Origin of the sequence: Ensifer sp. NPDC090286 (genome assembly GCF_044769565.1) — a bacterium.
Lineage (GTDB): Bacteria > Pseudomonadota > Alphaproteobacteria > Rhizobiales > Rhizobiaceae > Ensifer.
In genome coordinates this window covers 739,240-765,595 of the sequence record NZ_JBIVYF010000004.1, presented here as the reverse complement: position 1 = coordinate 765,595, position 26,356 = coordinate 739,240, and the positions used below count along the sequence as shown (strand labels likewise).

The window sequence follows — 26,356 nt, the reverse complement described above, 5'->3', positions numbered from 1 at the left end:
TCTGAGCCAGGATCAAACTCTCAAGTTGAGAATTCAATCATTGGCATTACGTCACGTTCTGAATCGACGAGAACTCACACCCTTCTTCAATCAACAACAATCCGAAAACCATCGTCGAGAAAATAGGTGTAGTCTCTTGTTAAAACGTGACCGCCAAAGTCTCTTTCATAAGGAACCTAAAGTTCCTCACGAGCTCCGCCGCCCACGTTTCTCTTTCTCTATATTCAATTGTCAAAAAACCGACGAACTCACCATCCGTCAAACCGTTTCCACAAAGCCCAGAACCATCGTCCAGAACCCCTCAATCAGCATCAGCCAACCCAGGAAACTCTAGAGCGAAGGTCGTCGTCGCCAGCAGCGCCGCCGCCCTCGTCAGTGATCGGGCTTATAGACCCCCATCCCCGAACACGTCAACAGGGATTTTCATGGACCCGACATAATTCTAACAACACATTGAAAATAAACGATATTTCTATCCACAAGCAGCGACGGCCACTTTCCGCCCGGGTAAACGGGTGGAAAACGGCCGGCAAAGGTGGGTCAACCGGCCGCCGTGTCCAGCCAGATCGTCACAGGACCGTCATTGACGAGCTCCACCCGCATATCCGCGCCGAAAACGCCATTCGCAACAGCAACGCCAAGGGTCGAGACTTGCGCCGAGAAATGTTCATAGAGGCGCTTGCCCTCCTCCGGCGGCGCGGCCGTCGAGAAACCCGGCCGGTTGCCTTTCGTCTCTGCGGCCAAGGTAAACTGGCTGACGACGAGCGCTGATCCGCCCACATCGACCAGCGAACGGTTCATGCGATCCTGATCGTCCCTGAAGATGCGCAGGTTGACGATCTTGCGCGCCAGCCATTCGCTTTCCTTCTCGGTATCGCCCTTCATCGCACATACGAGGACCAACAGGCCGTTGGCGATTTCCCCCGTGACCGTTCCGTCTACAGTGACACGCGCAGATGAAACGCGCTGGACAAGTGCTCTCATGCAAGAATTCTCCCTATGCCTGCCCGCGTTTATCCACTCCGAGGCGGTCGCAATCAAGCGCTAGGCGAACCGGACAGCAACCGTCAGGACGGCGTCGTCAGATCTGGTCGAACGATGGGTAGACCGTCGTCGCGAGGCTTGTCGGATCGTGCGCAATGTTGAGGCAATCCGGGCGTTGTGATCTCACCAGGCAATGGAGAGATCGGCGAAGGCGGGCGTCCGACATGAAGGCACGCGCTTCAAACCAGAAGCGAAGCGGCCTTGACGATTGGTGACCGTGACACGACGCAAAATGGCCCTCCGGGCACGGCCAGAGAAGCCAAGCGAGGATATCGAATGCGCGCGACACTGGTGATGGCGGGCTTGGTGATGCTGCTGACGCCGGCAGATCCAGCCCGATCGCAGGCACTTGATCCCGCTTGTGCTTCTCCGCACGACAGGACAGTTGCCGTCACGTTCGACGATCTTCCCTATACCCGCGCAGGCGATGCGGAAGCCCAGGACCTCGAAGCGGTCGCGAAGGCTACGAATGAAGCCATCCTGGCCGGACTCGCCCGTGGCAACGTTCCCGCTATCGGGTTTGTCGTCGAACGGCGCGTGCAGGCGCTGGGTGAGATCGGTCGGGCGCTGTTGGAACCGTGGAACGCTGGTCGATTGGAGCTTGGCAATCACAGCGCAAACCACCTCGACAGCAATACTCTGGACATCGATGCATTTCGTCGCGAAGTGATCGATGGAGAGGCGAGCATTCGGCCGATGGTGGAAAAGGCCGGCCGTAGCCTTCGGTTCTTCCGGTTTCCCTACAATCACGTCGGGGACACGGATCAACGTCGCGAGGCATTCGAGCGGGTACTTGGCGAGCGCGGATATCATCTGGCGGCATCCACCATCGATACGTCGGATTACGTGTTTGATGCCGCATATGAACGTGCATTGGCGCGATCCGATACGGCGATGATCCAAAAGATCGAAGACGCCTACATAGACTATAGCCGCGTCGAAATTGCGTATTATGCGGATCTGAACCGCGAGGTCCTCGGGTGCGAACCGCCCGGCATCCTGCTGCTCCATACCAACCGCATCAATGCAGCCACCATCGATCGCATACTCGAGCTTTTCACAAGTGCTGGCTACCGCTTCGTCTCCCTGGAGGAGGCGCAAGGCCATCCGGCGTACAAGACCCCTCCTCGCTTTTCCACCAAGTTCGGACCGATGTGGGGATACCGCTGGGCAAAGGAGCGGAACCTCAAGGTGGATGGAAGCAAGGAGGAAGAGCCACCGGCGTGGGTGATCCAATATTCCGATCCGGACGCGCCGCGCTGATCCGAATTCATGGCCAAGATCGAGCTTCAGCACTCTCCTCGCCGCGGCGGTTTAAATCCCTCCTTTTCGCTGCAATGTTCCCGCAACGCGTGGTCGCAAGACTCCGGAACCAATTGGTTCGATATTTGAAGGAGTAGGTCCCATGCGTGCGTCGATCTTCGGTAAGGTTCTCGCGCTGGCTGCAGCTTTGGGGGCGGCCGTGCCTGCCCCAACCGTCCTTGCTGACGATTACGATGGAGGTTGGCGCCATTGTCGGGACCTTCACGGAAGGGAGCGGTGGCGCTGTGAGGAAGCGCGGCGCGATCGGTGGCGCGAGCGCCAGGAAAAACAGGACAAGAAGGATCTGAAGGCTGGTTTGGCTGCCGGCGCGATCGGCTTGGCGCTCGGCGCCATCATTATCGGAGCGGCGCAGGAGGCGGAGCGCAAGCGCGAGGCGGAAGCTTATCGGCGCAACGACCGCGACGCGCGGTGCCTTGCGCGCTACCGCTCCTATGACCCGCGCAGCGGAACATTCATTGGGCGTGACGGCCGGCGCTACGAATGCCGGTGAAAGCTGGGCGCCCGGCCGAAAGTCGTCCGCACAGGCATGGCGGCCCGTCGCCCAAGAAGCCTTTACGGACGCCTGCCCCAGCCATAGATGGTACCGCAATGGCGGACGCGCCCGTGCGCGCCGATCGCACAGGGCTGGAGGGCGTTTTGACGGATTTTACCTGGTTGAATGAGCCGCGAAACTGGACCGTCGAAAATGGCGTGCTCACGCTCGAAACGGAGGCGAATACCGACTTTTGGCAGAAGACCTTCTATGGCTTCAAGCGCCATTCCGGACATGCCAGGCTGCAGCCGGTGAGCGGAGACTTTACCGCATCGGTGGTCGTGCGCGGCGACTATCGCGAACTCTACGATCAAGCCGGACTGATGCTCATTATCGACGAAACTCACTGGCTCAAGACCGGCATAGAGTTCACCGACGGCCTCATGCATTTCTCGGTTGTCGTCACGAACGGAACGTCGGACTGGTCGGTAATCCCGCTTGCGCAAACGCAGCCGAACACCGAAGTGCATATCCGCCTCACGCGGCACGATGCTGCGCTCAGGGTCCAGTTTCATCTTGGCGATGGTCTATGGCAGATGGCGAGATTATGTCCATTCTCCGCTGATGACGCACGGATAGGCGTCATGGCCTGTTCTCCCGAGCGCGGAGGCTTTACCGCGCGGTTCGAAGGATTTTGCCTGGGCGCTCCGATATCGCGCGACTTGCATGCCTCATAAGAACACTCGCTGCTAACAGCAGCGATCCGCTGACCTGGACCAGGCATTCGAGGTCCTTTGGACCCGTCATCCGTATTCCTTCGCACGCGCCTCGCCGCAGTGGAACTTCAAGAGCGCATAAGGCGTTCCGCAACCTCCTGCGGCTCGACGAGCGCGTCTAACCAGGGCCGCCGTCACAACATCGTCACGAAACGCACGAACAACTCGCTTCGTGTAAATGGCGGAGGCACCGATGGATTACTTCAGACGCTTCACCTTTTTGTTCGCGACACCCGCTTTCGACAACGAGGATCTCGAAGGGGCCCGGTATAAGCAGATTGTCGAGGAGATCGAGCGGTCCGGTTTCGAGGTGGTCCGCGCGCGCAGTCTCGAGGACGCGGAAATCGCCGTCCAGACGGATGCAGCCATCGGCTGCATGATGGTCGACTGGGGCAAGAAGGGCATGGAAGGCAAGACCGCCTCCCTCATCAACCTGATGCGCCGGCGCGGCCTCGAATTTCCGATCATCCTGCTGATCAGGCGCAAGCGCTTCGAAGACGTGCCGGTCGAAGTGCTCGACTTCATCGACGGCTATGTCTTTTTGTCCGAGGAGACCCCTGCCTTCATCGCGAAAAACCTCATCAGCCGCCTCAAGCAATATGCCGAGACGATGAAGACGCCTTTCTTTGGCGCGCTGGTGGATTACGCCGAGGAAGGCAACCAGCTCTGGACCTGCCCCGGGCATAATGGCGGCGTGTTCTATAGCCGCAGCCCGGTCGGCCGCGTGTTCATGGAGCATCTGGGCGAAGCGGTTTTTCGCGACGATCTCGACAATTCCGTGCTCGATCTCGGCGATCTTCTGACCCATGAAGGGCCCGCGCTCGCCGCCCAGAAGGAAGCCGCCAAGATCTTCGGCGCCGAAAAGACCTACTTCGTGCTCAACGGCACCTCGACCTCGAACAAGGTCGCTCTCTCCGCCCTGGTCACCGATGGCGATCTGGTTCTGTTCGACCGCAACAATCACAAGGCCGCCCATCACGGTGCCTTGATGATCTCCGGCGGCATCCCGGTCTACGTGCCGACCGCCAGAAACGCCCACGGCCTGATCGGCCCGATGGATTTCGGCAGCTTGAACGAAGAGACGCTTCGCGAGCGCATTCGCACCCATCCGTTGGTCAAGGACCCGGATGCCTGGCGGCAGCCGCGCCCGTTTCGAGTGGCGGTGGTGGAACAGTGCACCTATGACGGCACGATCCACAATGCCGAGATGATCCTGAAAGCCATCGGGCATCTGTGCGACTATATCCTGTTTGACGAGGCCTGGGCGGGCTTCATGAAATTTCATCCGCTCTATGCCGGTCGGTTTGCCATGGGCCTTGCCGAACTCGGCCCGGAGGCCCCGGGCATCATCGCCACGCAATCAACGCACAAGCAGCTTGCAAGCTTTTCCCAGGCCTCGCAGATCCACATGAAGGACCGGCACATCACCGGCCAGAAACGCCGGGTCGAACACCGGCGCTTCAATGAAAGCTTCATGCAGCACGCGTCGACCTCCCCCTTCTATCCGCTCTTCGCGTCCCTTGATGTCGGCGCGCAGATGATGAAGGGCCGTTCCGGCGAAGTGCTGTGGGATGATACGATCCGGCTCGGCATCGAGCTTCGCAAGAAGATCCGGGCGGTGCGGCGGGAGTTCGAGGAAAAGGAACGCCGGCCCGAGCGCCGCTGGTTCTTCGAGCCCTTCGTGCCGGACCGCGTGGCCATGCCGGATGTGGCAAGCCCCGGAGCCGTCCACGACGTGCCATGGGAGAGTGTCGCCACCGATCAGCTCGCCACCAATCCGGCCTTCTGGCACCTCACCCCGGGGGCCGCATGGCACGGCTTTTCCGATATGGCGCAGGGATTCGCGATGACCGATCCTAACAAACTGACGCTGCTCACGCCGGGTTTCGACAGGGCAACCGGTGCCTATGCCGAGCACGGCATTCCCGCACCGATCGTTGCGCAATACCTGCGCGAGAACCGGATCGTCGCTGAGAAGAACGACCTCAACTCCCTGCTGTTTCTGCTCACGCCCGGCGTCGAGGCAAGCAAGGCGGGCACGCTGATCAGCGGCCTCGTCGCATTCAAGCGGCTTCACGACGACAACGCGCCGCTGGAAGAGGTCATCCCGGAGTTCTATCGCCGCCGCCCCGGCCGCTACGCCGGCGTGCGGTTGCGCGACCTTTGCGGCGACATGCATCGCTTCTTCCGTGACGCCAATGTCAGCGCCCTGCAGGCCAGGCAGTTTTCCGAAGAGCACCTGCCTGACATCGCCCTTTCGCCCCACGACGCGGCGCGCTGCCTCGTGCGCAACGACGTGGACTTCCTGCCGATCGACGCCATTGCCGGGCGGATCGCGACGACGCCTTTCGTCGTCTATCCGCCCGGGATCGCTACCATCGTGCCGGGCGAAAGGCTAACCGCGCGCGCGCAGCCGATGATCGACTATCTCAAGATGTTCGAAACCTGCTTCAACACGTTCCCCGGCTTCGACGTGGAGATCCAGGGCCTTTATCGCCAAACCGACGCGTCCGGCCGCATTCGACTTCATACCTACGTCGTCGCGGAATAAAACTTAGGAGTATCGAGACCCCTCATGCCGCAGGATGAAACGATCATTATTCGCCCGTCCCGGGAGAGCGACGTCGACGCCATGCTGGCCATCTATCGCCGGCATATCCGCCGCGGCATAGAAGAAGGCGTGGACGAGGGGGATACGCCGCAGCCCGACGACCTGCGCGAGCGGCGGAAGAACCTGAAAAGTCGCCGCTTGCCCCATCTCGTCGCAATCAAGGAGGGCGCCGTTGTCGGCTATGCCTATGTCGTCCTGTTTCGCAAGCGCCCTGCCTACCGCTATACCGTCAAGCACTCGATCTATGTTCAACACGAACATCTCGGCCAAGGCGTCGGGCGCCTGCTCATGCGGGGCCTGATCGACGCCTGCGCCGCGGCCGGCTTTCGCCAGATGATCGGCTATATCGACGCCGACAATGTCGCCTCGCTCACTTTGCACGAACGCTTCAACTTCGTTCGCGTCGGCCTGCTGCCAGGTGTCGCCTACCGCTACGGACGCTGGGCCGATAGCGTCATGGTCCAACGCTCACTCGGCACCGGATCCACGACCCCGCCACCTCCACCGCCCCTCTCCACCCGTTGAGGATTGAAGACCGGTGGACCGTCCCTTCACCGCCGTTCAAGGAAGCGACCGAGCGAGCAATACTCCACCAAATTGTCGAGGGCCGCATTGGTCCCGATCTCCGTGCCTGAGATCATTCGGCCACCGAAGAGGGACGTCACCTGGACGGTCATCTTGACCTTCGTTGCATCGCCGTCGGCCGCCAGTTCCGTTGTAATAAGGCTCGACATCAGTTTTTTCCCGCCGGCTTCAACGATCTCGGCGCTGACCACGAGTTCGTCCGGGACAATCGAGATGTAGGTCGTGCGCCCGGTGTATTGCGGGTTCTCCAATGAACCGCAGCGGAAATGGTCTTCGCCACCCGCGCGAAAGTCGGCCGCGGTATAGACAAACGCTGCGTCGTCAGACGGCGCGCTCCAGCCGGCGCGGATGACCGGATCCGCAAATGCCTTGAAAACCGACGTCACCGGAGCTTCACAACGCCGTTCGAACACGAATGTCTTATGCCCGATTTCATAGTCCATAATTCGCTCCGTCGCTCGGTCCGCAGAGTTTCTCGTGCGCATACTGCTTGCAATACACAATCGGTATTTATCAGGACCGATTGTGTTCCGCAATCAGATCGGCAATTTCGCAGTAATGTATCTGTTTCCTGCCAGATCCTCGGCGAACTCCAGGAAATTGAGCGAGGTCGCGGCACTGACCAGAATCTGGGCGCTGCGCCGCTGGAGCTTCAGGCCTTCGCAGAGCTCTCCAAGGTCGGGTTCCTGTCGGCAACGAACCGAAAGAGACCCTTCGCGAGCCCGCGCCCCTGCTTGCTTGTGCGCTGCAGAAGCGGTTTGAAATCCGAACGGAGACTACGCCGCAAAGGCACGCACGCCCGCGCGAACCGTCTCCGGGTCGCGGTTTTCGACGCCATACAGGATGTCGAGAAGCGGAAACGTCATTCGATAGAAGCTCATACGCTCCCTCGCAGCCGTGTCGGCCGGAAGGTGCTCAAGCACCAGATCGACGAACCCGTCACCCAGTCCTGCCGCGAGACTGGCAAAATCATAGGCTGGGTCACCGGGGCCGCAGCCGGAAAAATCGATGACGCCGGAGAGGCGGCCGCGATCGACGAGGATGTTTCCAGTCCCAAAGTCCCCGTGGATCAGAAACTGCGGAAGCGCGTCGCAGGTCGCCAGAAAATCGGAAAAACGCGTCCGCAGACCGCTGACGACATCAGGCGAAAGCAGCGGAAAGGCCACATCTTCGCATTGCGCCAGAAGCCGATGCCATTCGGACGAAGGTGCCTCGGCGGGCCCGGCCTCCAGGCAGTCGATGGGGACCGAATGCAGGGCCTGTAGAAAGGCGGCAAGGTCCGCGGCCAAGGCCTTCCGTGCGCCGATTGTCAGGCCGGCCAGGTCCGAAAGCGGTTCGCCCGGGATCTTGGCGTGCAGCGAGATGAGTTGGCCGCCGATGCGGCGCACCTCGAGATCAGGCACCGGCACGGGAAGAAGGGGCCGAACCGCATGAAGCGTTGAGGCTTCTCGCACGAGGTCGCGTTCGGCGCCGGCATGGCGCGGCAATCGAAGGATCCGATCGCCAAGCTGATAGGCGACGGAGTTCTGTCCCGAGCCGATCAGGACGGCCGGAGGCTCCGACGGCATGCCAAGTTCGGCAACGATCCTTGCCAGGAACATCGCACCGCCACGAGTGGCGTCGACTTCCCCCTGAAGGGAGCCGGGCGCGATTGGCGTTTCGGATTGATGCTTCACCGTCTTCGTCCTTTGCAGTTCAATCGTCAGCCCTTGTCCGCGCGTTTGAAGTCTATAGCCCCCGCTCCTTCGCGGTGACGGCCCGGATCAGACCGACACCCCGCAACGGCGTCGAGACGGTCTGGCCGAAACGCTGCGCCCCCCCAGAGCAGATGTTTGTGGCACCTCAGCTATCTCAGCTCACAAAGCATCGATACCCATTCTTCGCCCGCATTCGACGAGATCGGCCGGTATCGGCAAAGGATGTGCATGAAGCAGGTCCCAAAGGAGCTCCCATGCGACACCGTACGCACCATGATCGAGGTGGTCCCTTATCGCGGTGTAGTCTTCATCCGAAAGGCTCTCCTTGACCTCATCGAGCGAGGAACGAAGCAGCGTCGACAGCGTCTGATAATAGTCGTCAAATTGCTCCCCGCTCATCCAGCCAACCTTTGAAACCACTCGATCGGCAAGTCGATGGTCGCACTGCTCAACCGTGAAGACGGCCCTGCTGCGGCCCGCTTCGTTTGGCGCCATGCGTGACGACAGGCGAAACGCGCAACGGATGAAACGCCGTTCGTCCTCTCGCCTCCGAACATATCTCATTGGTTGTTCCATTATCAATTCACCACAACCAATGCAAGCAATCTTGCAGGCGCATGGCAGCGATATCCAATACAAAAAGCGGGACCGAAAAAGCTGCGGCGCTGGTTCAAGGCCCTTCGGCAACCGTCCTTGACCTGAAGCTGATCGTCACGATCGCGACAAGCGCGGCCACCGCGTTGGCGCCTCCACTGATTGCGATAGCCGGGAAGTAGCTGTTGCTGGCGTCGTAGATAAAGCCGGCAAGGCTCGGGCCGATCAGCGTGCCGATTGCAACGCTTGTGTAAAGAAGGCCTATGATACCGCCGACATTGCGACGGCCGAAATGATCGGCAACCACGGCCGGCAGCACGGCGACCCAGCCGCCATAGAACAATCCGAACAGCAGGGCGAAGGCAGCAAGGGCCAAAAGCCCGGTCGCAAAGGCCCAAACCGCAAGCGACACGGCGATGCCTGCGTACATGACCGCCAGGAAGGCGTCCCGACCCAAGCGGTCCGCAAGCCCCCCAAGGCAGAAGCGCCCCGCTGTGCTGCCAACGCCGATCGCACTCAGGAGGAGGACGGCGACGGTTGGAGCGATCTGGTGATCGACTGCAAACGGGACGAGATGGACGAAGGGTACGAACACGCCGATTGCACTCAACAGGCATGCCAGATAGAGGCCGACAAATTCCGGCGTCCGGATTGCATCCTTGACCGAAAAGCCCTCCGTTGCCACCGACTTCGCGACGCCGGGCTCCGCCAAGGCTCCGTCCGGACGCAGTCCCCGTCGCCCTGGATCGCTTTCGAGCAGCAGCGACGCGCCGATGCCGACGGCCGCGGCCACGCCACCGAGCACCAGATAGGCCTCTCTCCAGCCCAGGGTCGCGATCAACCACGTCGCCAGCGGCGGCATGACAAGCGTGCCGAGCCCGATACCGCTGACCGCAAGCCCCGAGGCCAGGCCACGTCGCGCGACGAACCAGCGCTGCACGGCCCCAAGGGCAGGCACATAGGCGCATCCGACGCCCAGGCCGATGCCGAGCCCGTAGGCTGCATAAACCTCGGCAATGGTGCGCGCCTGGCCCGCCAAGACAAGACCGAGACCGACAAGCGCCATGCCGACAACGCAGAGCGATCTGGCCCCGAACCGGTCCGCAAGCGGGCCGGAAACCACGCCCAGGCAGAAGTACAAAAAGCCTGCCAAGGAAAAAACGAGCGAAACGGAGCCACGCGATGCCCCCAGATCCTGCTGCAACACCTCGATGAAGGCGCTGAAAGTATAGGCGCTACCAAAGCCTAGGAATGTCAGCGTAAACGTCGCGGCGACGACGACCCATCCGTAGAAGATGCCTTGGCGCTGGTGGTGAGTGTTCATCATCGTTCTCCCCTCAGCCTTTTCCTGGGTGCCGCTTGTGCCAAGCCGTGTGCCCCTGGAATGCCGCTCCGGCGCGCACAAGGGTCAATTCCTGGAACTGACCGGCCAAGAGTTGAAGGCCGATCGGCATGCCATCCTTTGCGATGCCTGCAGGGAACGTCAGTGCCGGATGGCCGCTCATATCGAGAGGGCAGGTGTAGCGTTGCAGCCTGGCGATCAGATCCGGCTGCTCACCAAGTGTCGCGATGGTAGCGAGCGTCAGGGGAGCGAACGGCTGAACGGGGGTCAGGATCAGATCGACGGACGCAAACTGGGCTTCGACGTCGCGACGGAAAATCGCCCGTCGCAGAAGGATCTGCTGATACTCAGCCTCCGAGACGGCCTTGCCCATTTCGATGACGCCGGCAAGGATGGGCCCGTACAAGTCCCTGTTCGCGGCGAAGTCTCGCTCGTGAACGGCTGCCGCCTCCACGGCGCAGTTCGGCACCCAGTCGGCAACGGCCTGGCTCACATCCGGGAACCTGATCTCGACAATGTGCGCGCCAAGAGCAGTAAAAACGTCCGCGGCAGCGGCGAGTGCGGCCTGTGTCTGGGGCTCCACGTCCTCGCTGTTCCACCGTGGATCAAAGCCTATCCGAAGGCCACCGATCCCGCCTTGTAAAGCCGAAGCGAAATCCGGCACCGCTTGCTCGGCCGCCGTCGGGTCCTTCGGATCACTTCCCGCTATGGCCGCAAGAAGGATGCCCGCATCCATGGCGCTTCGCGCAATCGTGCCGATGTGGTCGAGGGAGGGAGCGAGATCGAAGACGCCGTGCCGGCTGACCCGCCCCCATGTCGGTTTGAGGCCCGTGACACCATTTGCGGCCGCCGGCCACCGGATCGAGCCGCCCGTGTCCGACGCGATCGCACCGAAACAAAGGCCCGCAGCCGTCGCGACAGCTGAACCACTCGAGGAAATCCCGGCCCAATAGTCCGCGTGCCACGGATTGACAGACGGGGTGATTGCCGGATGGTAGTCCGAATAGGCGCCCTCGGTCATTTGCGTCTTGCCGACAATGATGGCGCCTGCTTGCCTCAGGCGTCTGACGACAGTGGCGTCTTCGCCCGGAACAAAATTGCCATGGACGAGCGTCCCGGCCCTGGTTGGCACGCCTTCGATCCAGCACAGGTCTTTGACGGCGATGGGAACGCCGTGCAGCGGGCCGCGACGGCCTCCGGCGGCGATTTCCTCATCCGCCGCCTTCGCCTGTTCCAGCGCTCTTGTTTCCATCACCTGCGCATAGGCGTGGAGATCCGGTTCCAGTCGCGCGATGCGCCGAAGTTGGGCCTCGGTGATTGCAAGCGAGGAAACGCTCCCACTTTTGATTTTGTCTGCGATCTCCGTGAGGGTCAGCAAACTGAATTCGTCCGAAACTATCGTCATGCAATTTTTCCCGACTGCGGCAAGCGCATATACATTAGAAAATCTGTCTTTTCTCAATCGCGCCTCCGGTTCCTCGTGAACCGTGAGACAAGCGGCATATAATGTGATAATGCACGTCGTACTCGGCCGACAAACCAGATTTAATCAGCCATATAACTTAGAAAAACTAAATCATGAACCGCCACCTTCCTCCGCTCAACGCCCTGAAGGCTTTCGAGGCTGCCGCCCGCCATCTCTCGGTCAAGATGGCGGCCGACGAGCTTTGCGTCACGCCGGGCGCCGTCAGCCAGATGCTGAAGTCGCTGGAGGCACATCTTGGGGTGAAGCTGTTCGAACGGGTGACACGCGGCATTTATTTGACCGATGCCGGCCGGGACTATCTGCCGGCGGTCCGCAACGCCTTTCGCCAGATTGCCGAAGCCTCGCGACGCGTCATGGCCTCTAACGACAACGGCATGCTGACGGTCAGCGTCACGCCGTTTTTCGCATCGTCCTGGCTCGTGCCGCGCATGAGATCCTTTCAGGAAAGCAACCCCGAAATCGATCTCCAGATCGTCGCAAGCAGTGCTCTTGCCGATTTCTCCCGCGGCAGCATTGATGTCGCGGTGCGTCATGGTGCCGGCCGCTATCCCGGCCTGCGCAGCGACCACGTCTTGACCGTCGAGATGGTCGCCGTGGCAGCCCCTGATCTCGTCGATCGCCTCGGCGCTCCTCGATGCGCGGCCGATCTCATCCGCTGGCCGCATGTCCATGATGCCGACCGAAGGGGATGGAGCCTTTGGTTCCAGGCAAATGGCGTGGAAGAGTTCCGCTCTCCCCGTGGCGCGTCCTTTGACGATAGCAGCCTTATTCTGAAGGCGATCCTCTCGGGCCATGGCGCAGGCCTGCTGCCCGCCGCAATGATCGCAGCGGAACTCGCCAGCGGCGAGCTGGTGCAGCTCCTGGACGCAACTTTGATAGACGAGTTTGCCTATTATCTGGTGTGTCCCGAGCACGCCCAGGACAATCCAAAGATCGCGATCTTCCGGGATTGGATACTCAATGCGGAGATGACGCAACTGACCGATGCCTCCGGCGAGGTTCGGAACGCGCGGCGCATTGGCTGATACCCTGCGGATGCCGACCGCGGCGGGTCAGCATCCCGATCGATGGCGTCACCGCCCGCGCCCTTAGGACAGGGGCTCAGTTCGCGGGGCGTCCGAGGACCGCCAGCCGCGCCAGCAGGATCGCAACGATTACGGCCGCCGCGACGTTGTAGCCCATGCCGGAGACGAAGGCCAAGGCGTAGCGCGCAGCCGGCTCCTACGAACCCGTCCCAAGCGCCGCACCGAAGAGGATGCCGACCGCGGCCACGCCGAGCGCTGCACCGACCTGCTTAAGTGTCGAAATGATCCCGGAGGCGTTTCGCAACAGGCCCAATCTCCAACACCATGGGCACTGGCCGGCCGAACCTCAAAAAGCGCCGATCCGACCGTGCAGGAGACGCTTGAGCCCGCGCGTTGAACCGTAAGTCCAAAGCGCGGGCCGGCTTGCCTCAGTTGGTGACGCCCATGACCTTGCCGAGATAGGCGACATACTCGCCGAACTTCGGCAGGGTGCGGGTCGCGGCCGCGTCGCGCGGGCGCGGCAGGTCGATCGTCACTTCTTCGACGATCTTGCCGGGGCGGTCCGCCATGACGAGAACGCGGTCCGACAGGAAGACGGCCTCGGCGATGCTGTGGGTGATCAGCATCACGGTCTTTCTGTGTTCCTGCCAGATGCGCAGCAGCTCGACGTTGAGCTTGTCGCGCGTCAAGGCGTCGAGCGCGCCGAAGGGTTCGTCCATCAACAGGATCGGCGGATCGAGCACCAGTGCCTGGCCGATCGAAGCGCGCTGGCGCATGCCGCCCGACAGCTGATGCGGGTGGGCGTCGGCGAACTTCGTCAGCGAGAGGACATCGAGGATCTTGTCGACCGCCGCATTGCGTGCGTCTGCCGGCATGTTGCGGATGCGCGCGCCAAGCTCGACATTGCCGCGCACGGTCAGCCAGGGCAGCATGTTGTTGGTCTGGAACACCACGCCGATATCCGGTCGTGGCGAGCGGATCTTCTCGCCCTTGATCGTCGCCGTGCCCGTTTCATAGGGGATGAGGCCGGCGACGATGCGCAAGAGCGTGCTCTTGCCGCAGCCGCTTGGGCCGAGAACCGAAACGAACTCCTGAGGCCTGATGCCGAAGTTGATGTCTTCGAGCGCCTTGAACTGGCCGAAGGTCTTGTTCAGCCCATGCGCCTCGATGTGGTTGGCGGCCGTGTCAGCCGCAGGGCCGGTGCCCTCTTGCTTTTGGGGCACCCCGGCGGTGGCTACCGACGCCATGTTTTCCTCCCGAACTGAAATATTCATACCTGGATACCCCGCCACCAGACCGCCTTGGCCGCGAATTCGATCAGGGCATAAAGGGCGAGCGAAATCAGAGTGATGACGATGATGCAGCCGAAGACGAGATCGGTGCGCGACGATGCGGTCGCCATCATGATGAGATTGCCGAGACCGCGCTCGGAGCCGACGAGTTCGCCGATGATCGCGCCGATCATCGCGAGCGGCATGGCAACGCGACAGCCGTCGATGAAGCTCGGCAAGGCGCTCGGCAGGCGGAGCGTGGTGAAAGTGCGCCAGGGGCCGGCGTTGAGCGCGCGGAAATGTTCCTCGAGGTTCTTGGCCGTCCCGGCAAAACCGCCGAGCGTCGCAACCACGATCGGAAAGAAGGCGAAGAGGAACGCCATTGCCACCTTGGAGATAAAGCCGTAGCCGAACCAGACGATCATCAGCGGCGCGAGCGCGCTTTTCGGCGTGGTCTGCAGCGCCGTGACGAGCGGGTAGATGGTGCGCTGGGCAAAGGGCGAGACATAGACGGCCATGCCGAGCATGACGCCAATGACGACCGCCGCTCCGAAACCGATCAGCACTTCGGCAAGCGTATACATCGAGTGCTCGAACACTTCGCCGCGTGCTTCCCACACGGCAACGACGATCGAGGATAAAGGCGGCAGGATGTAGCTTTTGACTTCGAAATATCGGACGCCGTACTCCCAGAAAAGCAGGAACGCACCGAAAAAGAGAACGACTTGGCTATAGGCGACAAGCCGCGAATAAGAGCCTGGCATGGAGGCCTCCGACGACAGAATTGGCAGGCATGTGGTGAGAGGCGCCGGGCTGACCCGGCGCCTTGGAGGTCACTGTCCTTGCTTGTCCTTGACCACCTGATGCGGCGGCGGCACGACGAAGCGCTTGAACCGCCACTGGTCGAAAGCATCGATGTTGCGCTCCCACACCCTTGCGGTGTGCGGGCTGTCTTCCGTGACCTGGATCATGTCGCAGTAGATTTCGCAGTTGTTGCCGTCGGGGTCCTTGAACACGAGGAAGCAGTTTGCGCCCGGACCGTGCTTACCGATGCCGCGGACGATTTCGACGCCCCGCTCCTGGAGCATTTCGGCCGCGGCTTCCATGTCCTCCAGGCTATCGACCAGGTAGGAAAAATGCTCCAGGCCGGGCCGCGTGTAGCGTGGCAGGTCGTTGAAATCGGGTGAGTCCGCCGGGATCTGCGACAGGGCAAGATCGTGGTGGTCGGCGCCTGCGCGCAGGAAGACCATCTTGTCCTCGATCCAGTCGGACACTTCGAGGCCCACGATATTGGTATAGAACTCGACGGACTTGTGGATGTCGCGGACCATCAGGACCATATGGCCCAGCTTCCTCACATTTATCTTCTTCTTCATGTTCCTCTTCCCTGAACCGAACGGACTTTCTGGAGCGCCACACGTTCATAGGAACGCACCAAGGACGCTCTAGCACTTTGATTCTAGAGCATCTTTCCGCCCGCAAGCGATGTCACTTGCGGGCAGAATGCTCTAGCGACTGATGTTGCGATAAAGGTCGGTCGTCTTGATGCTGTCGTCGACGACGAAGGCTTCACGCACGAAGTTCATCGTCTTTTCCATGCGGTCGGCCCGCACGAAGCCGAGGTCCTTGTTTTCCGCCTGCGGATCGCGAACGAGCGCATTGATCTGGCGGATCTGCTCCAGCACCACGCTCTTCTTCAAGGTCGGATACTGCTTGACGATCAGATCGGCAGCCTCTTCCGGATGCGCGGCCATGTAGTCGTAACCGCGATAGGAAGCGTCGAGAAACTTGTCGACCACCTCAGGCTTTTCCGAGAGCAGCGCCTCGGTCGTGACGAAGCCGCTGCCATACATGTCGAGGCCGAAATCGCGGTACTTGATCATGCCGATCTTCTTGCCGGTCTCGCCCGCATTCTCATTGAGGATGGCAAGGCTCGCGCCTTCCCAGCACTCGGCGAGATCGACCTGCCCTTCAAGGAAGGACGAGGTGATGACGGCCGGGTTCATGCGCAAGAGCTTCAGATGGTCCTTCGGCAGGCCGTTCTGCTCCAGCCAGGCCGGAACGATGTTCTGCACCGGAGACGTGGCACCGCCACCGACCGACTTGCCGCTGAAGTCGGCAAGCGTCATTTCCTTGCCGCCATCCTTCTGCAGGTAGCAGAGAGCGCCCGGCCAGACCGTGTTGATCGAGCCGACGAAAACAGCCTTGCCGCCGTTGACGCGGTTCAGGATGACGCTGACCGGATCACCGTAGCCGATGTCGAACAGGCCCTGGTCGATTTCATTGACGGTGCGCTGGCCGCCATACCCCTGATAGACCGAAACATCGAGCCCGGCCTCGTCGTAGAAACCCTTGGCCTTGGCCACCAGCACGCCGCCGACGCTACCCTGCGGCAGCCACGACATGTTGAACGAGATTTTGTCGGCTGCCGAAGCGGCCGTCACCATTGATGCGAATGCTCCAGCCAAAGCAGCCAGACGCAGTGAATTCCCAAACTTACGAGCCATACTGTCCTCCTCAGTTCAGCCATTGGTGGCCTTGGTTATTCGATCCGAGCTCCTCTGATCGGATTGGTGATCGTGCCGACCTTCTCCACGGCGGCCGTCACGATATCGCCGGCATTCAGGAACTCCCCGGTCCCCATGCCTACCCCGTCGGGCGTTCCTGTTGCGACCAGATCGCCCGGCCGCAGCGTCAGAATAGACGACAGGTAGGAGATCTGCTCCGCGACGGAGAAAATCATCGATCCGGTGCTGTCGTCCTGCTTGCGCGTGCCATTGACGTCGAGCGTCAGGCGAAGATCCTGCGGGTCGCCGACGCAATCGGACGGCACCAGCCAGGGGCCGAGCGGCGCGAACGTGTCGAAGCTCTTGCCGCGAAACCAATCGTGCTTGAACGGGAAGTCGGTGCGCCGGGTCAGGTCGCGCGAGGTGATGTCGTTGATGACCGTGTAGGCGGCAACGTGGTCGAGAGCGCGCTCGACCGGAATGTCACGACCGCCGATGCCGATCACGGCAGCAAGTTCGACCTCCCAGTCGACCTTTTCGGCGCGCGCCGGCAGGATGATCGCTTCGTCCGGGCCAATGACGCTTGAATCCGCTTTCATGAAGACGAAGGGCTGACTCTCGGACTTGGCGGCCAGCACCGTACCCATCTCCTGCGCATGCTCGACATAGTTCGAAGCGGTAGCAAAGATCCTGACGGGACGATAGGGCGCGCAGAGCTTTGTGCCCGTGCCCAGCGGTTCGAATTTGCGGCCACTGTCGACAAGACGTTCGGCCAGACCGGCCACCGCCGGCTCGACGTCGGTCCAGGCGCTGAGCATGCCTTCGATCCCGCCTGCGAGCCACTTGCTCCAGGCTTCGCCCGACTGCTGCAGAACCCGAGAAACCAGATCGAGATCATAGACGCCCTGCTCGGTCACGATGACCGGCCGAACTTCCTCCCTGATGAGCCTTTGCCCCAGCGCATGCCAAACCACCAGACATCTCCTTCCCTCGTTGTCGGTATCCATGTTGCATACAATTTCGTGTTTATGTATTCTTGTCAAGCAACAAGTGCACACGAAATGAGGGCGAAATGCGGAAGCGACAGCTCGAACTGTTTCATGAATGGGGATCGATCCAGTCTTTCAAAGTGCGCCTATGCCTCGCGGAACTCGGCCTTTCCTGGGTCTCGCGACGGATCGACCTCTCGCGTTTCGAGAATCTTGATGCCGGCTATCTCGCGATCCATCCGCAAGGCCTCGTTCCGGCGCTGCGGATCGACGGCGAAATCGTTACCGAGTCGTCGCAGATCAATGAACGCCTCGATGCGTTCGCCGCAGGCGCACTGCTGCCGGACGATGCCGCGGTCCGCCGGCGCGTGCGCGACTGGACAAATTTCGAGGACACGGTCGTTCACCCGGCGGTGAGGCCGCCGACATTCAATCTCATCCTGAAACCACGGCTTCGACAGTTTTCATCAGGCGAGGTCACGGCTGCGATGGACAGGCATCCGGTTGCTGCCCGCGCCGAGGCCTATCGGCAGGCCGTCGCGGCACCGATCGATGACGCAGCCGTCGTCGTTTCGATCGCCGTCTTCCGGTCCGTGCTCGCGCGCATGGAAAATCATCTGTCGCACGCGCCTTGGCTTGCCGGCGATCACTTCACACTTGCCGATGTGGCGATGGCCGCCTTTGTCGACAGGCTCGACCGGCTCGCCATGGAGGCGCTCATCGCTCCGTTTCCGCGCGTTGCCGACTGGGCGGACCGGGTTCGGCAGCGGCCGAGTTTCACCGCAGCCAAGGGTCCACAGGCAGAACGCCCAGACCCGCTCGTCAACCGCGATCTCGTCGACAGCCTCATGGCCGCCGCCGACGCCCATCCACAAAACCACCCCTGACCTTCAAGGAGATCCCATGGACCACCAAAGCATGCAGCACGCCCAGACTGACGCAACCTTGCTCGCAAGACTGTTCACCGAAGCGCGCAGCCAGAACGGCTGGCTCGACCAGCCGGTACCACCCGAACTGCTGCAGCACGTTCACGAGCTTGCCCGCATGGGCCCGACCAGCATGAATTGCGCGCCATTGCGGATCCTCTATCTCACCAGCCAGGAGGCAAAGGAGCGGCTGCGGCCGGCGCTTGCCGCAGGCAATGTCGACAAGATGATGACCTGCCCGGTCGTTGCGATCTTTGCGACCGACTTCGAATTCGCCGAGCACCTGCCCTTCCTGTTCCCGCACACGGACGGCAAGGGCTTCTTCGAGCGCAACCCGCATCTCGTCGCCGACACGGCCTTTCGCAACGCCACGCTTCAGGCCGCCTATTACATGCTGGCGGCCCGTGCCGTCGGGCTCGACTGCGGCCCGATATCGGGCTTCAACGCCGCCGCGGTCGATGGCATCTTCTTTGCGGAGACGCAGACGAAGTCAAACTTCATCTGCGGCATCGGGCATGGCGATCCGTCAAAGGTCTTTCCCCGGCATCCCCGCTTCGCCTTCGACGACGTCTGCACGGTCCTTTAAACGGAAAACCCCCGGCGCCGCCGCGCCGGGGGTCAGGAATTTCAACTGTTATCGTTTACTCGGCCGCGGACGCGACGACCTTCAACTCCACCACCATGTCGGGATGCGGAAGCGCGCGGACGCCAACGGTCGTTCGCGCCGGACCGCCGGCGGCAAACCATCGGTTATACTCTTCGTTCATGGCGCCGTAGTCGGCCATATCGGTCAGGAATATCGTGACGTCCACCAGGTGATCGAGGCGAGCGCCATTTCGTTCCAGCGTGTCCTTGGCCTTCTGCAGGATGGTCCTCAACTGCACCGCGACATCATGGACGCGCTTGCCGTCGGCGGCCACCTGCGTGCCGGCAATCGTGCCATCCGCCTGCCGGGCGCTGATCCCCGACAGGAAAAGAAGACCGCCTGCCCGCCGCAATTCGGCATAGTTGGCAAGCGGCTTGACGGCAGCCGTACCCGGCGCGCTCACGCGTCTTCCCTGACGACGGTCCAGGGCCTAAAGCCGATCTCCGTACAGGCGGCGATGAACTTCTGCTCGGTCTGCTGGTCGAGTTCCATCAAGGGCGGCCGCACCGTGCGCCAGCTGGCGTCGCCCGTGTGGCGCGCCATCATGATCTTCATCGCCTGGATCATCGGAAACTGCTGGAACAGCGCGCGCACCGGCCCGACAGGGGCAAAGGCGACGGTCGCGCCATGTTTCCCGCTGGCCGCAACCGCATCGACCATCGCCTTGGCGTTGACGTTCGCGGTGGCCGAAATGCAGCCGGCCGCGCCCCGTTCGATGGTTTCCCCAAGCAGGATTTCGGAAGCGGGGAAAACCTTGAAGCCGTTGTCGACCTCGAGATAACGGTTGAGGGTGTCGCGATCGCCGGAACTGTCCTTCACGCCCGAGATACTGGCGGGATAGCGCCGGCGCAGCGTCTCGATCAGCTCGATGGTGATCGGCACGCCGGTGAGCTGCGGAATATGATAGAGCACGATGGACAGGCGATCCGAGCCGATGGCCTCGATCAGATGCCCGTAGTGGCGGGCAAGCCCCTCGGTCGAAACCGGCTTGTAGAAGAACGGCGGCAGCACGAGCACCGAGGGTGCGCCGGCGTCGACGGCTGCGCGCGCCAACTCGACCGTTTCCTCCAGACTGCAGGCGCCCACACCCGGCATCAGGGTCCGCGCCGGGATCCCCGCCTGCACGACATCGTCGAGCAACTGCCGCTTCTTGCGCAGCGACAGCGACGCTGCCTCGCTGTTGGTGCCGAAGATGGCAAGGCCCGCACCCTGGTCGACGATCCAGCGGCAGTGTTCGATGAACCGCGGTGTATTGCAGCTCAGATCCGGCTTGAACGGTGTCAGCACCGGCGCATAGACGGAAGGCAGTTCTGGCTTCATGGTGTTCACTTTCCCTTTTGACAGGACAATCCGCAGGGGAAGAAGCCGCATTCTTCCCGGGCGAAATGGATGATCTCGCGTCCAAGCTCGTCCTCGCCGGTATCGAAATGGGCGACGATGGAGGTGTGGTTGTGCCGGCTCAGCTGAAGGAAGCGCGGCGCCTTGCCCCGGCGCATCGCGTGGCGCTGGGCGTATTCTGCGCCATAGGCATCGATGTAACGGTTCTCATGTTCGGCAACGGCAATGAACACGGGCAGATCGCGTGACCCGGCAAAGGCCACCGGCGACCTCTCGTCGTAGGTGCCGGCATCCTCGCCGAAATACTGACGCACATTGGCGGCGTTCGGATTGTCCGCCAGGCAATCGGCCCTCAGCCGAGCGCTGATCAGCACCGCCCCCTTGATCGCCGGCTGCGGCAGCCGTCCGACGGCCGGATCCAGCAGATAGCTTGCGACATGAGAGCCGCCGGCAGAGTGGCCGATGAGAAGAATGGATTGCGGGTCGCCGCCATAGGCGCCGATCGAGCCGACGATCCAATCCATCGCTGCGGCGACATCGCGCGCGCCCTCTGGATACTGCGCACCGGGTGCGAGCCGATATTCGATGTTGACGCCGACGAACCCCTGGCGGGCAAACCAGCGCAGGACATTGTCGTAGATCAGCCCGTCGCTACTTTTAGAGCCGCGCGTGAAAGCGCCGCCATGGACGAAGGCGACGACAGGGCGCGCACGGCCACCGGCGCAGACATGGGCGCTTTCGAAGACGTCGAGCCGATGGGCGCTGTCCTGCCCATAGGCAATGTCGCGATGTTCCACCAGCGGCTGGCGCGCGACGCTCGCTTCGGCATGCGGCCGGTAAACCTCGAGAACGACCTTACGGCTTGCCGCCAGATCGTCGTTCCAAACCGTCCCAACCTGCCGCAACCGGTCCTTCTCCGCCGGTGACAATCCTTCAAATCGCATCGACTTCCTCCAAGTCTCGCTGACGGCGGGGAATCCGTGCGTCGTCGACAGCGTGCATTTCGATAACACCCAAAATCACACTTGACAACCATTTTGCATACACAGATTACTAATTGCATACACGGATCGATTTCAGCCGTGTTGCCCGGCGCATGTCGCGCCGCGCTCATCTGCAGAGAAAGGAAAGTTCACATGGCAAAGTTGCGCCATCTCGCCATCGCCGTCTCCGACCCCGAAGCGGCTGCGCAGTTCTTCGAAAAGGCATTCGGCATGACCCGCGCGGGCCAGGCGATGCGCGGCGTCTACATGACCGACGGCATCATGAACGTCGCCCTCCTGAACTTCGGCGAAGAGCCGGTTCCGGGCTTTGAAACGGAGAAGGACTACAACGGCCTCATCCACTTCGGCATGTGGGTCGATTCCGTCGAGGAAACCGACGAACTCGTTCGCGCCGCCGGCGGCTCCTACATGGCCGGCCGCAAGGAATCGAGCCCGAACGTCTTTTACGAGGTCAAGTACAAGACGCCCGAAGGCATCGTCTTCGACGTCACGGAAAATGGCTGGAAGGGTGCCGTCAAGAACGTCAACGCCGCCTGAAAGACTTGAGTGACATCGCGTCAGCCCAAAATGGCGCGGTGAAACAAACCATGCCCTTCGCCAGGCGAAGGGGGCAAAACGACTGGAGAAAGTGACATGACCAGAAAGACGATCGTGGTTTCCATACCGGTTTCGGAAGCCTGCCTGTCACGACTATCCAGCCACTACGACGTGATCGCGCTGCCCAACGGACTGGGCAGCGGATCACCGTCGCTCGATGGCGATGCCGTCTGGGCTGTCGTGACCAATGGCAGCACCGGCCTTAGCGATATACAGATGGCGAGCCTGCCGAAGCTCGAACTGGTCTGCTCCTATGGCGCCGGCTACGAGAACATCGACCTTCAGGCGGCCCGACAAAGAGGCGTTCGCGTCACGCACGCCCCGAACACCAACATGGAAACGGTCGCCGATCACGCGCTCGCCCTGATGCTTGCGGTCTCCCGCGACATCTGCAATCGCGATCGTGCCTTGCGCGACGGCGGCTGGGCAACAATCCGCTCGCCGCGGCCGACGCTGTCTGGCGCAAGACTGGGGGTGATCGGCTTCGGCAACATCGGCCAGGCGATCGCCCGACGCGCCGAGGCTTTCGGCATGCGGGTTTCCTATACGACGCCGGAACCGATGCCGGGCGTCACCCAGCCGCATCTGCCGGATGCCGTATCCCTGGCAAAGGCCAGCGACTTTCTGGTCGTCGCCTGCCCCGGTGGGCCTTCGACGCGCCACCTAGTCAACCGCGCCGTGCTCGATGCACTCGGCCCGACGGGCTTTCTGGTCAACATTTCCCGCGGGATGGTGGTCAACACCGAGGACCTCGTCCAGGCGCTCGGTGACAGGACGATTGCCGGAGCCGCGCTTGATGTCTTCGAAGGCGAACCGACCCTGCCGCTTGCGCTTCGCGACCTTGCCAACCTCGTCGTGACGCCGCATATGGCCGGCCGCTCACCGGCCTCGGATGCGGCCCAGATCGATGCCCTCATCAACAACCTCGCGGCGGCAAGCGCCGGTGGCGCCCTGACGGCGCAACTTGCATAAATTGGATGCGGTCATTAAACCGATTCCTGGCCGTAGCCGGCCTTGACTGCGTCGTGAAGACAGGAAAGCTGCACGCATGACAACGATTGCCTCCCAGATCTACCAGCAACTTGCCGACGAGATCGCCAAGGGCGTGATGGTGCCTGGGCAAAAGCTCGAAGAAAAGACGATCGCCGAGAAGTTCGGCGTATCGCGGACGCCCGTTCGCGAAGCGATGCGTGAGCTTGGCGCGCGCGGATTGATCGAAATGAACCCGCGTCGCGGCGGCATCGTCGCCCGCATCGATGTCGAGCAGATGGCCGACATGCTGGAGGCCGAATGCGAGATCGAGGCATCCTGCGGGCGGCTTGCCGCGCAACGCATGACGGCCATGGAACGCGAGCAGCTCTATGAATTGCACCGCCTCTATGCCGACTGCGTGGCAAACCAGGACATCGAAGGCGCACGCGACATCAACCGCAAGTTCCACGACGCGATCTGCCGCGGCGCCCACAACCAGACGATCGCTGCCATGGCGGTCGACCTTCGCGCGCGGCTCGCGCCGTTCCGCCAGCACCAGGCCGGCCCGGCCGATATCCGCCTGCAGCAGTCGCTCGACGAACACCAGAAGATCGTCGACGCGATCAGGGCCAGCGACACCGGCGGCGCCTATGCGGCGCTGTCGGAACACAACGCCCGCCTGAGCGCCGGCGTCATGCGCCGCTTCACCGAAGCCGCGAAGTAACGCTGACATCTTCGACGCGGCCTGCCGTCGAACCAATTTCGCCGCGTAGATTATAGGCGCGCCCGACACGAAAACTCGGTCGGGCGTCGCTTCCGCGCGCCCGCGTTCCCGGTCCGAAATCTCACAGCACAGCATTCCCGGCGAGCCCCATGGGCGCCACATCCCGATCGCTTGGCTCCGGCATCGGACCCAAGTGATCCCGCCGTTCCCTTCCGCTCTTTTCGAATTATCGCGCAGAGACACGTGTAGTCTGGTGCGCAAACTTATAAGTTTGCATTCCATATTGAATCTGTGCATACATAATTACCGTAATGAATACCACATTCTGGTATTGCCGTCTGACCGACCGAGTTCACGACCCTAGTTCTGGAGGAGAAAACATGGGCAAGACTGCACGGTACATGACATTGGCGCTGGCGCTGGCCGCTTCGAGCGCGCTTGCGGCCCCGGCGTTCGCGGAGGCGCAAAAGACCATCGGCGTCACCGTCCCCTATTTCGGCTCGCCGTTCTGGAAGGCAGGCCTCTACGGCGTCGAAACTGCGGGCAAGGAAAAGGGCTACGCCATCATCAAGCGCGACGCCAAGGACACCGCCGACGTCCAGATCAAGCAGATCCGCGACTTCATCGACAAAAAGGTCGCTGCCATCATCATCGGCGCCGCCGATGCTGCGGCCGTCGGACCGGCCGTCGAGGAAGCGATCGACAAGGGCATTCCGGTCATCGCTCTCTCCGTCCCGCCGAAATCGGACCGGCTGACATCCTTTGTCGGCGCAGACAACATCGGCATGGGCCGCCTGCAGGGCATCTGCCTTGGCCGCGCCATCGGCGGCAAGGGTGAAGTCGGCCTCTTTGCCGGACCGGACGAGATCTGGGCAAAGCTCCGCGTCACCGGCTTCAAGAACACGATGGAAGCCGATTTCCCCGACATCAAGATCGTCGCCGAGAAGGCCGGCGGTACCAAGGATGCGGGCATCGCGGCGACCGACTGGACCAAGAGCCACCCGGATATCCACGGTATCTTCACCGCGGCCGACACCATGGCTGTGGAGTCGATCAAGTCGCTGACACAGGCTGGGGCGACCGACAAGATCAAGGTCTCGACCTCGAACCTCAACGACGAGGCGCGCGCCGCCCTTGAAAACGGCACGCTTCCTGCGCGTCGCTGCAGCCGGCAGTGTCGATGGGACGCGATGCCATGCGCGAGGCGACGGCCGCGATCGAAGGCGGCAAGGTGCTGGGCCGCATCGAAGCCCCCGCTTTGCTGGTGACCCGCGAGAAGGTCGCCACCTACGATTTCAGCAAGATCATCGCCCCGGCCGATTACCAGCCCTGATATCGCTACGGACCAACAGGGAGCCGCGCTCTGCCCGGCTCCCTCGCCCCTTCGCGGTCGCTAAGAGCGTGCGCAACGGAACAGCTGGGGGGCAAACCGGCTCGGTCGCGCCGAATGCGCGGCTGCAACCGCCCTCTCACGACTTCAGTCCCACACCATCGATGTTGCATGTCCACGGCCCAGCGCTTGGCGCGCTAGCCGCCGCGAAAGCGCAATGCCTCGACCAGCAGCGCAAATGCGGGCGATGGCAGCCGCCGGCTCGGATAGTAGAGATGGAATCCGGGAAAAGGCGGGCACCAATCCTCGAGCACGGGCACCAGCCGCCCGGCTTCGACGAGCGGCCCCAGGTGATCGTCAGGAAGACAGGCAAGGCCCAGGCCGCTCAGAGCCGCGTCGATGATCATCGGCACGTCGTTGCAGACGAATTGCCCTTCGACGCGGACATTCAGCGGGCGACCGTCGCGTTCAAACTCCCACGCATACAGTCCGCCAAGCGTGGGCAGGCGCAGATTGATGCAGTTGTGCCCCGTCAGGTCGTGCGGCGTCTGCGGCCTGGGGTAGCGTTCAAAATAGTCCGGCGACCCCGCCACCACCATTCTGAGATCCGGACCGATGCGGACAGCGATCATGTCCTTTTCGATGCTCTCGCCCAGCCGCACGCCGGCATCATAGCGTTCCGTCACCAAATCGACGAAGCGCTGGTCGATCGAGATCTCGACACTGATCTCGCGATACTCGGCCATCAGCCTTTTCACGGCCGGCATGAGGATCGTCTCGGCTGCGTGGCGGCTGGAGGTTAAACGGATGGTGCCACCTGGCTGCTGGCGCATCGCGCTCAGCGCGTCGAGCCGGCTGCGAATGTCGTTGAAGGCCGGGCGCAGCGTCTCCATCAGCTGTTCCCCTGCATCCGTCGGCACGACATTGCGCGTCGTCCGGGTCAAGAGCCGTACGCCCATGCGCTCTTCCAGCCGCCGCACCGTATGGCTGAGCGAAGACTGGGACGTGCCGAGACGGGCGGCCGCGCGGGTGAAGCTTCGTTCCTCGCCGACCGTCAAAAACGCGACAAGATCGCCCAGTTCATCTCGCTTCATTCA

At 62.0% G+C, this 26,356-nt stretch carries 27 protein-coding genes; 12 read left to right on the top strand and 15 right to left on the bottom strand.

Translation table 11 applies throughout. The annotated features are described in order from the left end of the window. Positions 1-540 precede the first annotated feature (540 nt). Positions 541-984 (bottom strand): D-aminoacyl-tRNA deacylase, encoded by a 444-nt coding sequence (gene dtd / locus ACIQUG_RS24225; RefSeq protein ID WP_402324600.1) that lies wholly within the window; start codon positions 982-984, stop codon positions 541-543. A gap of 336 nt (positions 985-1,320) precedes the next feature. Between dtd and ACIQUG_RS24220 the strand changes: the two genes are divergently transcribed. From ACIQUG_RS24220 to ACIQUG_RS24200, 5 genes are all read left to right on the top strand, one after another. Further along, entirely contained in the window at positions 1,321-2,307 is a 987-nt protein-coding gene (locus ACIQUG_RS24220; RefSeq protein WP_402324599.1) for a polysaccharide deacetylase family protein, read from the top strand. 142 nt (positions 2,308-2,449) lie between these two features. Then, positions 2,450-2,857 (top strand): BA14K family protein, encoded by a 408-nt coding sequence (locus ACIQUG_RS24215; RefSeq protein WP_402324597.1) that lies wholly within the window; start codon positions 2,450-2,452, stop codon positions 2,855-2,857. A 146-nt stretch (positions 2,858-3,003) separates the two neighbouring features. Beyond that, the gene (locus ACIQUG_RS24210) at positions 3,004-3,576 is read left to right on the top strand and encodes a DUF1349 domain-containing protein (RefSeq protein WP_402324596.1); all 573 of its coding nucleotides are present in this window, start codon (positions 3,004-3,006) and stop codon (positions 3,574-3,576) included. A gap of 232 nt (positions 3,577-3,808) precedes the next feature. Continuing rightward, complete coding sequence (locus ACIQUG_RS24205; protein ID WP_402324595.1) at positions 3,809-6,166, top strand: Orn/Lys/Arg decarboxylase N-terminal domain-containing protein; 2,358 nt, start codon at positions 3,809-3,811, stop codon at positions 6,164-6,166. Between the two features lie 24 nt (positions 6,167-6,190). Continuing rightward, positions 6,191-6,751: a GNAT family N-acetyltransferase gene (locus ACIQUG_RS24200; RefSeq protein WP_402324594.1), complete on the top strand. Its 561-nt coding sequence runs from the start codon at positions 6,191-6,193 to the stop codon at positions 6,749-6,751. A gap of 26 nt (positions 6,752-6,777) precedes the next feature. On the opposite strand, the gene ACIQUG_RS24195 is transcribed toward ACIQUG_RS24200, so the two are convergent. From ACIQUG_RS24195 to ACIQUG_RS24175, 5 genes are all read right to left on the bottom strand, one after another. Beyond that, positions 6,778-7,254 (bottom strand): SRPBCC domain-containing protein, encoded by a 477-nt coding sequence (locus tag ACIQUG_RS24195; protein WP_402324592.1) that lies wholly within the window; start codon positions 7,252-7,254, stop codon positions 6,778-6,780. Positions 7,255-7,587: 333 nt separating this feature from the next. Next, positions 7,588-8,487 (bottom strand): phosphotransferase family protein, encoded by a 900-nt coding sequence (locus ACIQUG_RS24190; RefSeq protein WP_402324590.1) that lies wholly within the window; start codon positions 8,485-8,487, stop codon positions 7,588-7,590. A gap of 180 nt (positions 8,488-8,667) precedes the next feature. Further along, on the bottom strand, positions 8,668-9,084 hold the full coding sequence (locus ACIQUG_RS24185) for a hypothetical protein (protein WP_402324589.1): 417 nt from the start codon (positions 9,082-9,084) through the stop codon (positions 8,668-8,670). Between the two features lie 94 nt (positions 9,085-9,178). Then, the gene (locus tag ACIQUG_RS24180; RefSeq protein ID WP_402324588.1) at positions 9,179-10,426 is read right to left on the bottom strand and encodes an MFS transporter; all 1,248 of its coding nucleotides are present in this window, start codon (positions 10,424-10,426) and stop codon (positions 9,179-9,181) included. A gap of 13 nt (positions 10,427-10,439) precedes the next feature. Further along, entirely contained in the window at positions 10,440-11,906 is a 1,467-nt protein-coding gene (locus tag ACIQUG_RS24175) for an amidase (RefSeq protein ID WP_402324587.1), read from the bottom strand. Between the two features lie 116 nt (positions 11,907-12,022). On the opposite strand from ACIQUG_RS24175, the gene gcvA reads away from it, so the two are divergent. Then, complete coding sequence (gcvA, locus tag ACIQUG_RS24170) at positions 12,023-12,955, top strand: transcriptional regulator GcvA (protein ID WP_402324586.1); 933 nt, start codon at positions 12,023-12,025, stop codon at positions 12,953-12,955. 428 nt (positions 12,956-13,383) lie between these two features. Here gcvA and ACIQUG_RS24165 read toward each other — a convergent pair whose 3' ends face one another. The 5 genes from ACIQUG_RS24165 to ACIQUG_RS24145 form a co-directional block, all read right to left on the bottom strand. After that, entirely contained in the window at positions 13,384-14,202 is an 819-nt protein-coding gene (locus tag ACIQUG_RS24165) for an ABC transporter ATP-binding protein (protein WP_402324585.1), read from the bottom strand. A 23-nt stretch (positions 14,203-14,225) separates the two neighbouring features. Next, positions 14,226-14,990: an ABC transporter permease gene (locus ACIQUG_RS24160; RefSeq protein WP_402324584.1), complete on the bottom strand. Its 765-nt coding sequence runs from the start codon at positions 14,988-14,990 to the stop codon at positions 14,226-14,228. 69 nt (positions 14,991-15,059) lie between these two features. After that, positions 15,060-15,602, bottom strand: a complete 543-nt coding sequence (locus ACIQUG_RS24155; RefSeq protein ID WP_043623933.1) for a VOC family protein — start codon at positions 15,600-15,602, stop codon at positions 15,060-15,062. 132 nt (positions 15,603-15,734) lie between these two features. Beyond that, positions 15,735-16,733: an ABC transporter substrate-binding protein gene (locus tag ACIQUG_RS24150; protein ID WP_043623936.1), complete on the bottom strand. Its 999-nt coding sequence runs from the start codon at positions 16,731-16,733 to the stop codon at positions 15,735-15,737. A gap of 35 nt (positions 16,734-16,768) precedes the next feature. Then, positions 16,769-17,707 carry a fumarylacetoacetate hydrolase family protein gene (locus tag ACIQUG_RS24145; protein ID WP_402324583.1) on the bottom strand — a complete coding sequence of 313 codons (939 nt, stop codon included), beginning with the start codon at positions 17,705-17,707 and terminating at the stop codon, positions 16,769-16,771. A gap of 98 nt (positions 17,708-17,805) precedes the next feature. Here ACIQUG_RS24145 and ACIQUG_RS24140 point away from each other — a divergent pair, with 98 nt between their 5' ends. Both ACIQUG_RS24140 and ACIQUG_RS24135 read left to right on the top strand, forming a co-directional pair. Further along, the gene (locus ACIQUG_RS24140) at positions 17,806-18,609 is read left to right on the top strand and encodes a glutathione S-transferase family protein (protein WP_402324582.1); all 804 of its coding nucleotides are present in this window, start codon (positions 17,806-17,808) and stop codon (positions 18,607-18,609) included. Between the two features lie 16 nt (positions 18,610-18,625). Beyond that, positions 18,626-19,234: a malonic semialdehyde reductase gene (locus ACIQUG_RS24135; RefSeq protein ID WP_402324580.1), complete on the top strand. Its 609-nt coding sequence runs from the start codon at positions 18,626-18,628 to the stop codon at positions 19,232-19,234. A gap of 55 nt (positions 19,235-19,289) precedes the next feature. On the opposite strand, the gene ACIQUG_RS24130 is transcribed toward ACIQUG_RS24135, so the two are convergent. From ACIQUG_RS24130 to ACIQUG_RS24120, 3 genes are read right to left on the bottom strand one after another with little or no spacing between them, the layout of a single operon-like run. After that, entirely contained in the window at positions 19,290-19,697 is a 408-nt protein-coding gene (locus tag ACIQUG_RS24130; protein ID WP_402324579.1) for a RidA family protein, read from the bottom strand. Beyond that, positions 19,694-20,614, bottom strand: coding sequence for a dihydrodipicolinate synthase family protein (locus tag ACIQUG_RS24125; protein WP_402324578.1), 921 nt, complete (start codon positions 20,612-20,614; stop codon positions 19,694-19,696). Before ACIQUG_RS24125 ends, ACIQUG_RS24130 begins: the two co-directional genes overlap by 4 nt. Before the next feature lie 5 nt (positions 20,615-20,619). Next, entirely contained in the window at positions 20,620-21,576 is a 957-nt protein-coding gene (locus tag ACIQUG_RS24120) for an alpha/beta hydrolase (protein ID WP_402324577.1), read from the bottom strand. 192 nt (positions 21,577-21,768) lie between these two features. Here ACIQUG_RS24120 and ACIQUG_RS24115 point away from each other — a divergent pair, with 192 nt between their 5' ends. From ACIQUG_RS24115 to ACIQUG_RS24100, 4 genes are all read left to right on the top strand, one after another. Then, entirely contained in the window at positions 21,769-22,173 is a 405-nt protein-coding gene (locus ACIQUG_RS24115) for a VOC family protein (RefSeq protein ID WP_043623945.1), read from the top strand. 96 nt (positions 22,174-22,269) lie between these two features. Continuing rightward, the gene (locus ACIQUG_RS24110; protein WP_402324576.1) at positions 22,270-23,205 is read left to right on the top strand and encodes a 2-hydroxyacid dehydrogenase; all 936 of its coding nucleotides are present in this window, start codon (positions 22,270-22,272) and stop codon (positions 23,203-23,205) included. 76 nt (positions 23,206-23,281) lie between these two features. After that, on the top strand, positions 23,282-23,929 hold the full coding sequence (locus tag ACIQUG_RS24105) for a GntR family transcriptional regulator (protein ID WP_402324575.1): 648 nt from the start codon (positions 23,282-23,284) through the stop codon (positions 23,927-23,929). Between the two features lie 380 nt (positions 23,930-24,309). After that, positions 24,310-25,197, top strand: a complete 888-nt coding sequence (locus ACIQUG_RS24100) for a sugar ABC transporter substrate-binding protein (RefSeq protein WP_402324574.1) — start codon at positions 24,310-24,312, stop codon at positions 25,195-25,197. Positions 25,198-25,456: 259 nt separating this feature from the next. On the opposite strand, the gene ACIQUG_RS24095 is transcribed toward ACIQUG_RS24100, so the two are convergent. Next, positions 25,457-26,353, bottom strand: a complete 897-nt coding sequence (locus ACIQUG_RS24095) for a LysR family transcriptional regulator (RefSeq protein ID WP_402324573.1) — start codon at positions 26,351-26,353, stop codon at positions 25,457-25,459. Positions 26,354-26,356 lie beyond the last annotated feature (3 nt).